12 protein-coding genes are annotated in these 14,494 nt (G+C 64.4%); 2 read left to right on the top strand and 10 right to left on the bottom strand.

What is annotated here, in order from left to right; genetic code table 11:
- Nucleotides 1-2: 2 nt before the first annotated feature.
- The 4 genes from AC4D2Q_RS16540 to uriH form a co-directional block, all read right to left on the bottom strand.
- The gene (locus AC4D2Q_RS16540) at nucleotides 3-1,508 is read right to left on the bottom strand and encodes an AAA family ATPase (RefSeq protein WP_490947540.1); all 1,506 of its coding nucleotides are present in this window, start codon (nucleotides 1,506-1,508) and stop codon (nucleotides 3-5) included.
- A gap of 77 nt (nucleotides 1,509-1,585) precedes the next feature.
- Nucleotides 1,586-2,500, bottom strand: coding sequence for a ribokinase (locus AC4D2Q_RS16535; RefSeq protein ID WP_490947539.1), 915 nt, complete (start codon nucleotides 2,498-2,500; stop codon nucleotides 1,586-1,588).
- 42 nt (nucleotides 2,501-2,542) lie between these two features.
- Nucleotides 2,543-3,973 (bottom strand): uridine transporter UriT, encoded by a 1,431-nt coding sequence (gene uriT, locus AC4D2Q_RS16530; protein ID WP_490947538.1) that lies wholly within the window; start codon nucleotides 3,971-3,973, stop codon nucleotides 2,543-2,545.
- Entirely contained in the window at nucleotides 3,970-4,917 is a 948-nt protein-coding gene (uriH, locus tag AC4D2Q_RS16525; protein ID WP_490927737.1) for a uridine-preferring nucleoside hydrolase UriH, read from the bottom strand. Before uriH ends, uriT begins: the two co-directional genes overlap by 4 nt.
- A gap of 390 nt (nucleotides 4,918-5,307) precedes the next feature.
- Here uriH and AC4D2Q_RS16520 point away from each other — a divergent pair, with 390 nt between their 5' ends.
- Together AC4D2Q_RS16520 and AC4D2Q_RS16515 are read left to right on the top strand one after the other, a co-directional pair.
- Entirely contained in the window at nucleotides 5,308-5,952 is a 645-nt protein-coding gene (locus AC4D2Q_RS16520) for an FMN reductase (protein ID WP_490947537.1), read from the top strand.
- A 102-nt stretch (nucleotides 5,953-6,054) separates the two neighbouring features.
- Complete coding sequence (locus AC4D2Q_RS16515; RefSeq protein ID WP_490947536.1) at nucleotides 6,055-7,065, top strand: NAD(P)-dependent oxidoreductase; 1,011 nt, start codon at nucleotides 6,055-6,057, stop codon at nucleotides 7,063-7,065.
- Here AC4D2Q_RS16515 and AC4D2Q_RS16510 read toward each other — a convergent pair whose 3' ends face one another.
- The 6 genes from AC4D2Q_RS16510 to AC4D2Q_RS16485 form a co-directional block, all read right to left on the bottom strand.
- Complete coding sequence (locus tag AC4D2Q_RS16510; protein ID WP_490947535.1) at nucleotides 7,066-7,551, bottom strand: FBP domain-containing protein; 486 nt, start codon at nucleotides 7,549-7,551, stop codon at nucleotides 7,066-7,068. It abuts the gene before it with no gap.
- A 63-nt stretch (nucleotides 7,552-7,614) separates the two neighbouring features.
- Nucleotides 7,615-8,358 carry a DUF4166 domain-containing protein gene (locus AC4D2Q_RS16505; RefSeq protein ID WP_490947534.1) on the bottom strand — a complete coding sequence of 248 codons (744 nt, stop codon included), beginning with the start codon at nucleotides 8,356-8,358 and terminating at the stop codon, nucleotides 7,615-7,617.
- Nucleotides 8,355-8,915: a hypothetical protein gene (locus tag AC4D2Q_RS16500; protein ID WP_490947533.1), complete on the bottom strand. Its 561-nt coding sequence runs from the start codon at nucleotides 8,913-8,915 to the stop codon at nucleotides 8,355-8,357. Before AC4D2Q_RS16500 ends, AC4D2Q_RS16505 begins: the two co-directional genes overlap by 4 nt.
- Nucleotides 8,916-9,302: 387 nt before the next feature.
- Entirely contained in the window at nucleotides 9,303-9,755 is a 453-nt protein-coding gene (locus AC4D2Q_RS16495; protein WP_490947532.1) for a MarR family winged helix-turn-helix transcriptional regulator, read from the bottom strand.
- 578 nt (nucleotides 9,756-10,333) lie between these two features.
- Nucleotides 10,334-13,702, bottom strand: coding sequence for a DEAD/DEAH box helicase (locus tag AC4D2Q_RS16490; RefSeq protein WP_490947531.1), 3,369 nt, complete (start codon nucleotides 13,700-13,702; stop codon nucleotides 10,334-10,336).
- Nucleotides 13,703-13,927: 225 nt separating this feature from the next.
- Nucleotides 13,928-14,407 (bottom strand): hypothetical protein, encoded by a 480-nt coding sequence (locus AC4D2Q_RS16485; RefSeq protein ID WP_490947530.1) that lies wholly within the window; start codon nucleotides 14,405-14,407, stop codon nucleotides 13,928-13,930.
- Nucleotides 14,408-14,494: the final 87 nt, after the last annotated feature.

Below are 14,494 nucleotides of genomic sequence, written 5' to 3'. Positions count from 1 at the left end.
CATCATGTGGTCCGCGGCAGCGGGACATATCGGGCCCCGCCCTGGCCGACCCAGCCAAAGCTGTAACCGGTGCTGACCCCGGGCTGAGGTTCCTGGCCATCCGGCAGCAGCCCGGGATCGTCGGAATCCCTGCCGTCAGAACCCCCGCCGGCACCCAGCAGGCTCCGCGTTAATGCCTCGCCCTGGCCCATGAGTTCCCGAACGGCGGCGGCCAAGTGCTTGTCACCGGGCTGCTCGCCGGCATCCACGGCAACCAGTACTGCCCGCCGGATCAGCTCCCGTGCGAAGGACGCCGTGGCACCCTCGGACTGGTCCGCGGCAGCCTGCAGTGCAGCTTCGGAAAACACTCCGGCCGGGGCATAGAGTTCCAGCAGCTGCACCCGGTTTCCGACATCGGGCAGCGGAATTTCGACGGCGAGGTCCACCCGCCCGGGCCGCTGCACGAGTGCCCGTTCCAGGGCTTCCGCCCTGTTGGTGGTCATGAGGAACACGACGTCGGCGTCGGCATCCAGCCCGTCCAGGGCGTCGAGAACTTCAAAGAGCAGGGGCTGGGGGTTGCCCATGTTCCGGTCCTCGGCCACCAGGTCAATATCCTCAAGAATCACCATGGACGGCGCCATGGCACGGGCCAGGCGGGCCGCTTCTCCCACCGCGTGCAGCGAACTCCCGGCGAGCAGCACCGCCGTCGTGCCCTCGCTGGCGCTGAGCAGGTGGCGGACGGTATGGGTTTTCCCGGTGCCGGGCGGGCCGTAGAGCAGGACGCCGCGCTTGAGGTGCTGCCCGTGGTCGCGAAGCACGTCGCGGTTGGCTGCGATCCCCAGGACATGCCGGCCCACCCGGTCCAGCACGCCGTCGGGCAGGATCACCTCGTCTGCGGGCAGTGAGGGGCGGGGCAGGAACGTGACGCCGGCGCCCTGCTGGCCGTAGGGGTCAAAGGCGAAGGAGACCACCTGTCCGCGCAGAATGCTGTTGGTCCGCAGATCCTCTTGGACTGCTGCCAAGAAGCGGGCCGCCGCTTCCCGCTCCGGGGCCAGTACGGCAATGTCGGTCCCGTTGCGTCCGTACTGCGGATTGGCTGCGCGCTGCAGCACCGCCAGCGGAATCCCTTCGTAAATAAAGAGCCGCAGTCCCAGTGCCAACACTTCGCGGGTGCTGTCCGGACCGATGGCGAGATTGAGGAAATCCGGTTGGCCAACGCTGACCGGTCCGTATTCCTGCTGTACCAGATCTGAGAGGGATTGGTGGTGGCGCTGCTGCCCGCCTCCCACACCTATCAGCCGTGCCTGCGGATCCTGCCCGGAGATCTTCTCGACGGCGATGTCCAGGTCCGCGAAACGATGGACCGGAAAGTCCTGGGCCAGGATCGGGATTTCAGCTACTGACGTGCCCAGGTGTGAGGTGAGTACGTCCAAAAGACGGATTCGCCCCGGAGCATCATCGCGGTGCGCTTGTGCCAACTCGATGGCACGGTTGAAGTTGCGAAGGAATTCCCCCAGTTTTTCATCCATGCGGCCAGAGCCTAGCAGCAGACGAAAACGGCGCCTCCCAAGCGGGAAGCGCCGTCGTCGTGTGCGGTGATCGAGCCTTAGCCCACCAGCTCCTGCAGCGCGGAGTAGGACGACTGGGCACCCTCGCGGGTGGCAGCCAGTGCGCCGGCTCGGGCTGCGAACGTTGCGGCGTCGGCGAGGGAATCCCCGGCTGCCAGGCGGGCGGCCGTGGCCGCCGTGAAGGCATCCCCGCAGCCGGTGGTGTCCACCGCGGTAACCCGGGTGGGTGCCACTGCAACCACACGGTCCGCACCGGAGGCAGTGCCGTCCAACACGACGGCGCCGTCCCCGCCGAGCGTGATGATGGTGCGCCGCACGCCGAGCTGTCCCAGGACAGCGATGACCGCTTCCCAGTCGGCGGCCGGATCAGTAAGACCGGTGACCAGCGCCGCTTCGTGGGTGTTGAGCAGCAGGACGTCGGTGAGTGCGAGCAGCTCGGCCGGGACCTCCCGGTACGGGGAGAGGTTCAGCAGGACCTGCGCGCCGGCGTCGTGCCCTGCGCGTGCCGCAGCAGTGACCGCGTCAAGCGGAACCTCCAGGCTCAGGGTGAGCACGGCGGCTCCGTCGAACAGGTCGGCCGGCAGCTCGGCTCCGGTGACCGTGCCGTTGGCGCCGGGGGAGACGATGATGGTGTTTTCTCCGGCAGCGTCCACCACGATCATGGCCGTACCGGTTGCCGTGTCTGCGCGGCGGAGCACCCGGGAGGCGTCAACACCGACATTCCCCGCGGCCTTCAGCAGCAGGTCTCCGTGGCCGTCGGCGCCCACCGCACCGAACAGGCGGACCTCGGCGCCCAAAATGGCCGCTGCTGCCGCCTGGTTGGCGCTCTTTCCGCCGGGAACAATCACCAGTTCAGACCCGTTGAGGGTTTCCCCGGGCTGCGGGAAGCGGTCGGTGCGGACGGTGAGGTCAGCATTCAGCGACCCTACAACTACAACTATTCCGGCGGACATACGGGAACTCTCCTTGAAAACGGACTGCGGATCAGGCGGTTGTCAGTGCTGGGCGGGCGCCGGGTGGGCGCCCACTTCGGCGTCGGCGGGCTTGGGGATCAGGAAGGATGTGGCCAGGGCCAGAACCAGGATGATGAGGCCGGCAATAATTCCGCCGTAATAGCCCTCGGTGCCCGACCCGTCTGCCGCGGTGGTGGCGGTCTTCACAGCGTAGATCACTGCGAAGCTCAGTCCGGCACCCAGGTTGAAGGCACCGGCGTTCAGGCCCGGGAGGAAGCCGGGGTTCTCCTTGGGGGAGAGCACAATGCCCAGACCGTTGAGCATGATGTTGCCGATGCCGGCGTACGTGATACCGACCAGCACCGAGACGCCCAGCAGGCCCAGCTTGGAGTCGCTGCCGACCACCAGGAGCATCAGGGCCAGCGCGATGACGGAGCCGATCATGCCGATCCGCAGCATCTTGCCGTAGCCCCAGCTCGCGGCAAGGCGGCCCGCAACGGGACCCATGACCAGGCCGGCGATGGCGTACGGGGTGAGGGTCCACCAGGCTGAGTCTTCGGCGCCCAGGCCAAAGCCGACGACGCCGTCCTGCGCCAGGGCGGGAATGATGCCGTTCATGACGGCAAAGACACCGGTCATGGTCAGCAGGGTGGTCAGCAGCAGGGCCCAGGTGGACCGCTGCTTGAGCAAATGGGTGGCCACCAGCGGATGGGTGCTGCGGTTTTCCACCTTCCAGAAGACGGCGAAAGTGACCACGGAAACGACGATCAGGCCGATGACCAGCGGCCAGTTGGCGTCAGCCAGCTTTCCGGCCTCGTTGAAGGCGGTGAGCAGGGTGCCCACCGAGATGACCAGGGGAACCACGCCCACCCAGTCCATCTTTTCCTTCTTCTCAGCGGTGGACTCGGGCGCCAGGAAGATCAGCAGGGCTGCGGCGACAGCACCAACCACAGCCATGGCCCAGAAGACCGAAGCAAAGCCGTGGTTTTCGGCCAGGTAACCGCCGGCCAGCGCATCAACGCCGGCAATGCCGCCGTTGACTGCCGTGATCACGCCCATCAGCGTGCCGTAGAGCTTGGGCTCTTTGATCTCCACGCGGAGCATGATCAGGGCCAGGGGCACCACCGGTCCGGAGACTCCCTGGATCAGGCGGGCAATGAACAGCACTTCGATGCTCGGTGCCAGCGCCGCAACGACGGAGCCGATGGTCAGCACCACCAGCATGCCGCCAAGGACCTTCTTGCGGCCGATGATGTCACCGAGGCGCGGCAGGAACAGGGAGAAGAGGGCCGCGGAGGTGAAGAACGCGGTCTGGGTCAGGCCCACGGCCGCCGAGGTGGTGTTGAGTTCCTCCTCGATTTTCACCAGTGCGGGGGAGAGCATGGAGGCGTTCAGCTGGAACGCCACGCAGGCAGCCAGCAGGGCCGTCATCAGGACGGCGACATTGACGCGGCGCTGAGCGGTTTCGCTCACAGGTCTACCTCACCAATTCGTTCCAGTGCATCCACAACCAGGTCCCAGAACTTCTGGTGGTCCAGGTCCACAGCCACGGAGGTGTTGCAGTCGGCGGGGGCAGGGGCGCGGAAGTCCGCCACCGTCATGCCCAGAGTCAGGGTGCCGGTCAGCTCAACGTCCAGCGGAACCCGCTGGGTAGTCATCACGGAGGGGTCAATGACGTACGCCACCGCGCAGGGGTCGTGGACGGGCGGGAAGTCGAAGCCCTGGGCGTCCTTATAGGCGTGGCCGAAGAACTCCAGCAGCTCGCCCACGAACTTCGCGGGCTTGGTGCCTACCGCGGCGATGCGGCTGGCCACCTCGTCCGTGGCCAGGGCCTGATGCGTCAGGTCCAGGCCGACCATGGTCAGCGGCCACTTCTCGTTGAAAACGATGTGCGCGGCTTCAGGATCGATCTTGATGTTGAACTCGGCGACCGCGGACCAGTTGCCCACGTGGTAGCCGCCGCCCATCAGGACAACTTCCTTCACGCGTTCGGCGATGCGCGGTTCCTTGCGGACTGCCAGCGCAATGTTGGTCAGGCCGCCGGTGGGAACCAGCGTGACGGTTCCGGGTTCGTGGGCCATGACCGTGTCGATGATGAGGTCGACGGCGTGCCGCGGGTCCAGTTCAATGGCCGGCTCCGGCAGTTCGGGACCGTCCATGCCCGACTCGCCGTGGATGTCCGGAGCGTTTTCAATGGTTCGGACCAGGGGCCGCGGACTGCCGGCAGCAAAGGGAACGCCTGTGATATTTGCGACACGCGCAATTGCCAGGGCGTTGCGGGTCACCTTCTCCAGGGTTTGGTTTCCGACGACGGTGGTCACCGCCAAAAGCTCGATTTCAGGGCTGCCGTGTGCCAGCAGCAGGGCGACCGCATCATCATGCCCCGGATCGCAGTCCAGGATGATTTTGTGGGGCATTGCATCTCCGCTTCGTTGAGGTTCTAGCTGGGGGCCGGGGCCCCTTGGTGCAGTGCTCTGCCTGGGCAGTCCGGTCCGCAGGCGGCAGGAAAAGCTCGGTGCGGACTGGGCCGTAAGCGGAGTGCGGTGCATTGCGGAACAGGTTCCGGCTGGGCCGGAAGAGGGTTCGAAGAGCAGCGCATTTCCCCGGAAACGGCGGGCACTGCATTAAAGATATCGGCGTTTTGGGGCCTGCATTTCTGAGTGCTGCTGTGCCGGTCCCGAGACCCTCCCGCCGATTTGCGTACTCCGCAGACAAGCTCTAACCTGCCCCCGTCCGAATCGGGGAATAACCACCGGCAGCTGACCGTTCCGGAGAGTAGATGCAAAAGCATGAATTAGGAGGTTGGTATGTCGGATCGCAGAATCGTAGTCGTCACAGCGGGTCTGGGGGTTCCCTCGTCCAGCTGGATGCTGGCTGACCAGTTGGGTGCTGCCGCCCGGCAGGCACTGGAGGGATCCGGTGCAACGGCCTCCGTCAGTACCTTTGAACTTCGCGAATACGCCGTGGACATCGCCAACAACATGGTGACCGGTTATGCCCCGCCCAAGTTGGAAGCACTCATCAATGAAGTGGTGGACTCAGATGCCCTGGTGGCCGTGACGCCCGTCTTCACCGCTTCCATGAGCGGACTGTTCAAGTCCTTCTTCGATGTCCTCGACAACACCTCCCTGGACGGTAAACCGGTAATCCTCGGGGCTACCGGCGGCAGCGCAAGGCACTCCATGGTGCTGGACTTCGCACTGCGTCCCATGTTCAGTTATCTTCGCGCCCGGGTTGCTCCCACAGCCGTGTATGCGGCCCCGGAAGACTGGGGCTCCGGGTCTGCCGACGCCGGAACGGCCCAACCGGGAGTGACAGCCCTGGACGCCCGGGTTCGCCGCGCCGCGGGTGAGCTCGCTGCCCTGTTCGGAGACCAACAGCCGGCAGCACGCCGGGATCCCATGGCGTCGCTCCCGTTCGAGCAGTTGCTGGCCCAAACCCGGCAAGGGTAGGCCCGGCGCCGGGCGACTAGCCTTCATTACGGGTGAGTGCGGAACTACACTCGACAGGAGCCGTCCCGGTCTCCGGGAACCTCACCAGCCCAGGAGCCGAACATGGCCCAGCATGCTGACCCTGAGTCATCCTCCCCTTCGCTGCAGAACGGCACCGAGCCGGTGCCTTCGGCCAATCCGTTTCAGCCGGGCCCGGCAGCGCCGTCGGTTGCGATTCTCCCTGCGCCCACCTCGGAACTCGTGCGGGCCGTCTCGGAGGGCGGCGGCGTCGTCGAACCCCTTTCAAGCCGCACCGACGCGCTGGTACTGGCGGAGGCTGTTGGTCCCGGTGACGTCGAACGCGCCGTCGCCGCGCACGCGAACATCCGCTGGGTGCAGCTTCCCCTTGCCGGCGTGGACCAGTACGACCAGGTCATGAGAACCCACTCGAAGATCGAGTGGACCAGCGGCAAGGGTGCCTTCCGGCAGCCGGTGGGGGAGTTTGCACTGGCCCTCACTCTCGCCGTGATGCGCAATATCCCGGCGTATGCGCGCTCCCGCACCTGGGGACAGCCGCAGGGGACGTCGCTGCACAACCGGCGGGTGGTCCTGGTGGGTGCAGGCGGAGTCGGACAGGAAATCCTGCGGCTGCTGAGTTTATTCACGGAGCATGTCACGGTGGTCCGCGCCCATAACCGGCCGGTTCCGGGCGCCGAACGCACCATTACCGATGCAGGGCTGGATAAGGCACTGCCGGCCGCCGACGTCGTTATTCTTGCCGCGGCCATGACTCCCGGCACTGCGCATCTCATGGATGCCCGGCGGTTGCAGCTGATGAAGCCAGACGCCTTCCTGATCAACATTGCCCGCGGGCCCCTGGTGGACACGGATGCCCTGGCGCAGGCGCTCGGTGCCGGCAAACTGGCCGGTGCAGCGCTGGATGTCACCGATCCGCAGCCCCTGCCGGACGGGCATCCGCTCTGGACGGAGCCGCGTGCACTGGTGACGCCGCACACCGCTGAAACCCCCGCGATGGTGGCTCCCCTTCTGGCCGGACGCGTGCGGGACAACGTACGCAGGCTCGCTGCCGGACAACCGCTGGACGGCGCAGTGGACGTTGAAGCAGGGTACTGACTACCGGTTGAGCACCTGACGGATGAACTTTTCGGTGCGCGCTTGCAGCCCTTCAATTCGCGTCTTCACGACTACGTCAGGATCGGGGTGGATGGCGGTGGGCTTGACCTCGGCCCGGACATTGCGGGAGCAGGTGAAGTCCGAGTGGATGAGGGTGCCCACGGTGTTTCCGTTCCGGCCCGGTGCCCCTGCGCGCTTGGCTACGAAGAGGAAGACCTCGTCCTCGGAATAAATGTCCTCGCACAGGGCACAGAGGACACGGCGGTTCCTCGGTGCAGCAGTATCAGGGGCGCGCAGCAGGACGCCGACTACTGACCCTTCAAAAGGAGCCAGCAGATACCCGCGTTTCGGCATCTTGTGATCACGCCAGCCCAGCTGGTCCAGGTTTTCCCAGTCGATCGATTCAAGGTCCTGCGGAAGGTGCAGCGCGGCCGTCTCGGACCGGCTGGCGTTAATGAAGGACCGGCGGATGGCAGATTCCGTCATTGGTTGCATGCAGGGACTGCTTTCATCGATAGGTGGGCAAAGCGGTTCCCATTTTAATCCCGGCTATTCCCGGATTTCCTCCCGGCGGGGTTTGAGACGGTCCGGTACGTCCGCTGCTGTCGCTGCAGGGAACTCACAGCTGAACTCCCCGCGGTAGCCAAAGAGGAAACCGAAGATCGGGTTGCGCACCTGCAGCTGGATACTGAACCGCTGACGGTCCTCGTTCCAGGACTCGTACAGGTCCGCACTCCCGCTAAACAACCGGGGAACCGTGAAACGGAGTTTGCCTTCAAAGAACCGGAGTTCGGTGGAGCGCAGGTGCAGCGAGCCGTCCTCGCGCACCGCCAGCTGGAGGTCGGTCGCCAAATGCTGGTGGGTTCCCAAATAGTCGACGACGCCGCCGCGCTCGGGGCTGAAGATCATCGTGGCGTCGAAGCGCCGGGGCTTCCCGGGACGGACTTCAAGGGTGCGGGCGAAGGTGACCGTCGGCCGGCCGAAGCCGTCCACATAAGGGTAGTTCTCGATGGTGAAGGGGACGTTGGTCCCCGAATCGGGAAAGAGGATGTTGCGGAAGGCGCCGACTTTCAGGAAAGGAACCGTCCACCAGGCACCACGCCGGACCTCGGCAAAAACACCGTGCCCAATGCAGGCATAGCCGGCTTCAGGGTCCACACCAAAACGGCGCTGCAGCATGGGATGCAACCGGTCGAAATCGGGGCCGAGCGCCTGCCGGAAGATGGAACCCGGGCTCACACCGGCTGGAGGAACAGGATTGCCGGGCCCCAGCGGGCCGATGTCCGGGCTCATGCCGGTTCCTGCAGATCCGCCAGGGCAGAGGGAGCCCGGGAGACCGTTCGGTCGGTTGTTGACCTGCTGCAGCGTGCGGCCCGCGGCACGCTCCTGGCTGCGGGACAGGCCAGTGCAGCAATGATGAGCGTGGCGGCCGGCAGCGCTGTCCTGAGGAGTCGAGGCCGGCTTCTGATTCCGCCCTGGCTTCCGGGTCGCCTTAGGGGACGGACTCCGAGCTGGACTCCGGTGTTGGCTCCGGCCGGGGACCTGAACAACAGGAGGGCAAGGCCAATTCCGATGGCGCGGGCAACGCCGTCAGCCAGCCAGGCATTGCGGGCCGTTGCCGGGTTCGTGTCATTCTCGGCCCATAGCCGCAACCGATCAAAGCTGACGGCGGTGGCCCAGCCCAGTGCGGGCCGGATGACTCGGGCATCCAGGAGCTTCCCCAGCGCTCCCCAGCCTGGCTGGTAGTTGTAGCCGGTGATGAACCTGACACCGCCGTCGTCGGGCACATAGCGCCAGTATCCGGCCCCGGATTTAATCGGTGAAAGGACATCCGAAGTGGCGAACTTCAAGACGGACGTAGTGTGTCCGCTTCCGGATACCCGCGTCCCCAGCGACGTGCCTGTTCCGCGGATGGTGTGGAACGGGAGGGCGAATTCGTAGCTAAAGTGCTGCGTCCCGTGCGGATCGTTCCCTTCTGCCGCCGCAGGCCCAGGCCCAGGGGCAGTCGCAGGAGCAACGGGACGGATGGCGGTGAAGCGCAGGTCCCATCGGGGATGCAGATCAGGATCCTGGCTGAGTTGCCAGAGCCTGTCGAGACTGGCCCGGACCGGTATTTCCACATAAATCTGCTGTCCCTGTTTCCCCATGCGGGAAGCCTAATGCACGGCGCCGGTCCTGCTATCACGCGGTGGAGGTCTGGATGTGGAGATTCGGCGGTGGTGCCGGCAGGCGCACTGTCAGGCTGAAACCGGGGGCTGTTCTGTGGATCCGTCCCAGCCGAGGTTGGTCGCCATGCGCTGCAGCACGGCCACCAGGGCGCCGTACTCTTCTTCCGAAACGTTTTCCGTCAGCTGTTCACGGATGCGCTCCACGGCGCCGCGCAGGTTCTCCAAGCTTCGGCGGCCGAGATCCGTGAGCTGGTACTGGCCTTCGGTGAGATCCACCCAGCCGCTTTCACGCAATTCCTCAATCAGCTCCGCTGACGTGATGCTGCCCTCCACCACGGGAAAAAAGGGCTTCAAGGCATCCGAAAGTTGCTTTTCAGTGGCAGGGCTGTCCGTCAGGAGATTCATCATCTGCCATTGCCGTCTGGTGACACCGTGCTCTTCGAAGCTGGCTCCAAACTGGTCGTCAACCAGCTGGTCCACAAGTTTGAGCCAGAATCCGATGGGGCGTTCGTCAGTAGCCATCACCCCACTGTACAAATCAATCTGTGTTGGCGGAATGGCTGAATTCAGAGTTGGGCGCGCATTCCGCAGCGGGGGCAGGGAGCCGACCGGGCGAGATCAAGGCAGACTACGCAGACGGGAAGGCGTCCATCGTCGTCCCGGAGGGGACGGTTGGGCATGGTCTTTCCGCAGAAGGGAACGGGGCGCTTAGCGTGGTGCATCGCCCGGCGCTTGCAGGGAGTGCAGAAAACATGCACAAGTTCATCTTCATCCTTGGCGCTAGCTTCCCCGGGCCGGACGAGGGTTGAATCCTGAGTGTTCATATCCCTTTCCTGGTGACAACACAGGACAGCCAGCGTGCGACACCGGCTGGTGCCTTCAGAATACTTTTCCCTGTCGGCAGGCTGTCGGAGACGTCAGCCCGTTGCGGTCTGCGGTTCCGCGGAACGGCGCGGGACAGGAAGCCGTTGTGTGCGGGGTCATGTGCCAAAATTCATAGCTGGCTGCCGTGAGTTGCGGCAGCTGCGAGCCGGACCAGATTCAGACCTCGGTCCCTGAGCCAGATTCAGGCCTGATTCCAGCCGGCCCCTGGACGAGCACTAGTCCAGCAACGCCCGAATATCGTCCGCGGTGAGCGCGGAGCTGAAGACGGCGTCGTCGTCCATTACAGAGCTGAAAAGCTTGGCTTTCTGCTCCTTGAGCGCCATCACTTTTTCTTCAATGGTTCCGCGCGCAACCATGCGGTAGACCATTACATTGCGGGTCTGGCCGATGCGGTGGGTGCGGTCCACTGCCTGCGACTCCGCTGCGGGGTTCCACCACGGGTCCAGCAGGAATACGTAGTCCGCCTCCGTGAGGTTCAGCCCGAAACCGCCGGCCTTGAGGCTGATCAGGAATACGGGGGCTTTCCCGTCCTTGAAGGAAGCGATGACTTCCCCGCGGTTGCGGGTGGAACCGTCCAGATAGGCGTAGGGGATTCCGGCGGCATCCAGGCGTGCTGCGGCCTTTTTCAGGAACGAGGTGAACTGACTGAAGATCAGCGCACGGTGGCCTTCGGTGGTCACATCCTCCAACTGCTCGAAGAGGGCATCAAGCTTGGCCGAGGACACTCCGGCGTACTCGTCATCCACCAGGGAGGCATCAAGGCTCAACATTCTCAGCAGGGTCAGCGACCGGAAGACGATCATCCGGTTCCGGTCCAGATCCTTGATCAGGCCCATCAGCTTTTGACGTTCGCGCTGCAGATGCATCTCGTAGATCTTGCGGTGCTTGGGGCTCAGTTCCACCTCCAGCACCTGCTCCTGCTTCTCCGGCAGATCCTTGGCTACAGCTTCCTTGGTGCGGCGCATCAACAGCGGCCGGATACGGCGCCGCAGCCGGGCCAGGAGTTTATGGTCCTCGCCGCGTTCGATCGGACGCTGGTATTCCTCGATGAACTTTCGGGCCGAGGGGAAGAGCCCCGGCGCCACAATGGCAAAGAGGCTCCACAGCTCCAGCAGGTTGTTTTCCATCGGGGTGCCGGTAATGGCCAGTTTGAACGGAGCGTTGAGATCCCGCGCGCACTGATGGGCCCGGGTGGTCCGGTTCTTCACAAACTGTGCCTCGTCCAAAATGAGCCCGTCCCATTCCAGGGCGCGATAGGAAGCAAAGTCCAGCCGGAACACCGCATAGGACGTGATGACTATGTCTGCGTCCTCAGTCAGCTTGGCCAGCGCCACCTTGGACTTGGCGGTGGTATCGGGGATGGCGACAGCGCGCAGACCCGGAGTGAAGCGTGCAGCCTCGGAGAGCCAGTTGGGCACCACGGAAGTGGGCGCCACTACCAGGAACGGCCGCCGCGGTGCGGGATCGCCGCCGGAGCCGCCGTCGTCCTTTGCCGCCTGCTCACGCGCGTGGGCCAGCAAAGCCAGCGTCTGCAACGTTTTACCCAGCCCCATGTCATCCGCGAGGATGCCGCCGAGCCCGTGTTCCCACAGGAAGGCGAGCCAGTTGAACCCTTCAGCCTGGTAGGGACGGAGGTCAGCCTTCAACCCGGCCGGCAGCGGCACCTGTTCCACCGAGTCCAGTTCCAGCAGCCCGGTGACGGAAGCACGCCAGGCTGCCGCCTGTTCGGTCTCCTCCGCCAGCTCCTCCAGCTCCGACCATAGGCCGGCCTGGTAACGGCTGATGGTCATTTCCCCCGTTTCCCACTCCTGCAGGCCTTCGGCTTCTTCCAGGAGGGCATGGAGCTGGGCGAACTCCGGCCGGTCGAGCGAAAGGTAGGTGCGGTCAGGAAGCAGAATCTTCGTTTTCCCCTGTGACAGTGCCTTGAACACATCCGCGAAGGGAACAAGCCGGCCCTCCACCGTGATCATGATGCCGAGGTCAAACCAGTCCCGGCGCTCTGTTTCCACTGTGGTGATCTTGAGTTCGGGCACACTCGTGAGTTCGCGGTAGGCGGGTCGCTCGCCAAGGATGTCCACCCTCACGCCGTCGACCTTTTCGATCTTGGGCAGCAGGTACTCGGTGAATTCCGCAGTGTCGATGCCCTGATAGGAGCGGCTTCGCGGCACTGAACCCAGGACCTTGCCGACGGCGGTCAGCAGGTCCGCTTCTGCAGCCACGTCCCGGTAACCCGATGCAGGGTCCGGCCTTGTGCCCAGGGCGATCCGGGTGAGCTCATCCCCGTGCCGGTACTCCCATTCCCAGTCCAGGAACAATGAATCATCCGGCTGGAAGGAAGCACTGAGCACCAGTAGGGGAGGAGAGATTTCGGGGAATTCCACCGACTGGTCGCTGCTCGTCACGGGCAGCACCTGGCGCAGTTTGGGGTAGAACTTCTCCAGGAACACCGGAGCGTCTTCTTCGGGGATCATTACCGGCGCGCTGTTCAGGAGCAGGCCCTTGTCCTGATCGGTCAGCGGGCGTGCGGTGGGTGCCAGCGTGATGACATTTTCCGGACTGCGAACGTAGATACCGTGGCCCGCGATCAGGCCGGCGGCATCGGTGGGGTACACGTCGCCGTCGATCTCCAGGACCGGAAGGAGCTGGAGGGGAACGGCCCCGGTGTCCGCGGCACCGGATTCGGCAGCACGGTGCTCGGCAGCACGGACCTCGGCGGCGCGGACGTCGAGGGACAGCGCTGCCCGCTTCCCCAGCTGGATAACGGTGTCCTTTTTGGTGCCGACAAACTGCACGCCGATGCGCCGGGCTTCTTCGAGCAGCTGCCACAGCAGGGGGTTGGAGAAATCGTCCAGATAGAGCCAGGAGTCATTTTGGCCGAAATAGCTCACACCGTTGGATCGGTGCAGAGCGGGAAACTGGGAAAACCAACGGTGCTGTTCCGGATTCAGCTTCAACCCGTGGGTTTGATAGGCGATGTTGCTCCAGGCGAGATTGTTCTTGACCCAGTTGCCCTTGGTGTTGCGGATGACGGGCCGGACACCCAAACGGAATGAGGTGTTTCGGTGGGCGCTGCGCGGAGCCGGGGCTCCCCATCTGGCGCTGATTCCGGCGTCGGATGTGCGGATCTCAAACTGCAGTGCCAAGGGTGTGGCGGAGGCGGCACCGGAACCGGTGAGCGCGTGGAGGTCCGCATCAATCAGGGTCTGCAGTGACTCCTGCCAGGCCGGCACTGCGGCTCTGCCGGAAGCGCCGGGACGGATGAATTCCTGCCTGGCTACGAGATGATCGGTGTTGCTCTGCAGTGCGACAGCAGCCACATGCTTGCAGTCGAACCCAACCGGGCAGCTGCAGTGGTTGTCCAGCAACCGGTAATCGCCCTGCCGTTTTCCCCCCAGCTGGAGCATGGTCCGGTACGGAACGGAGGAGTGTCCGCGGACTTTGGCGCGGAGCACTTCACCCTGGGGCTCCCATTCCAGTTCCACTACCGCGCCGCCCTTGGCATAGGTTTGGCCGCGTTGGAAAGCTGCTCCGCCGACTACCCGGATGATGTCCGTGACGTCGATCAGAGGCGGTGAGGAAGGCATGTTTTTATCGTCTCACGCACCCCGGACACTTCCATGACCGGCCGGTTGGCAGCTCCAATGTGAAGGTGCCGGATGCCTCCGGGGTGTTCCCTGCAAAGTGCACCGATTCTCGCTAGCATCATGGATAACGCAGATCACAATGGCGTGGTCTGCGTCCTCCTTCCTTGTCTTTTCTTAGTCCCGGCGGGGCTCGCTTGCGGCTGCCGACCTTGAGGCAGCACCGGTTTAGGAACAGGCCGACTGCACGAATGAGTAGACGGAACCGGTGAATTCGGGGTCGGGGACAAGCCGTACCTGCCCTTGTCCGGCGTGTGTTTCGATGTCTATAGGCAGTTTGGTGCCCGTCTTATCTTCAGCCAGGGCGTGTGCGTCGCATCGCGCCGGCAGCACCGACAGCTCCACGACAGTAGGATCATCGGAGCCGTTCACCGAGATGTTCCGCGGCCACGGCTGCCGGGGATTCTCCGCCAAAAGAGTGGTCCCGCCGAAGTTTTTGAGGGTGAAGCTGCCGCTGTTTCCGGTCGGGACAATCGAAAGGCGTACGACGGCGGTGCCTCCGTCCGGTGAGACGGCGACGTCCGGGGACAGCTCCAGCGCAGCTACATCGAGGACCGCCTGCTCCAAGCAGTCCTGTTGCTGAAGCCGCTCCAGTGCAGCATACGGATCGGGTGCCTCATAGTTCTGTTGCTGTCCGCCTACGGTCAAGAGAACAGTGGCTTCCGCTGGCGGTGTTGTCTGCAGCTCCGGACTTTCGTCGCAGTTGGGGGCTGCGGTCAGCGGGGCTGGCAGGGC

The organism is Arthrobacter sp. TJ-178, assembly GCF_058269275.1.
This window is presented reverse-complemented; position numbering and strand designations above follow the sequence as displayed.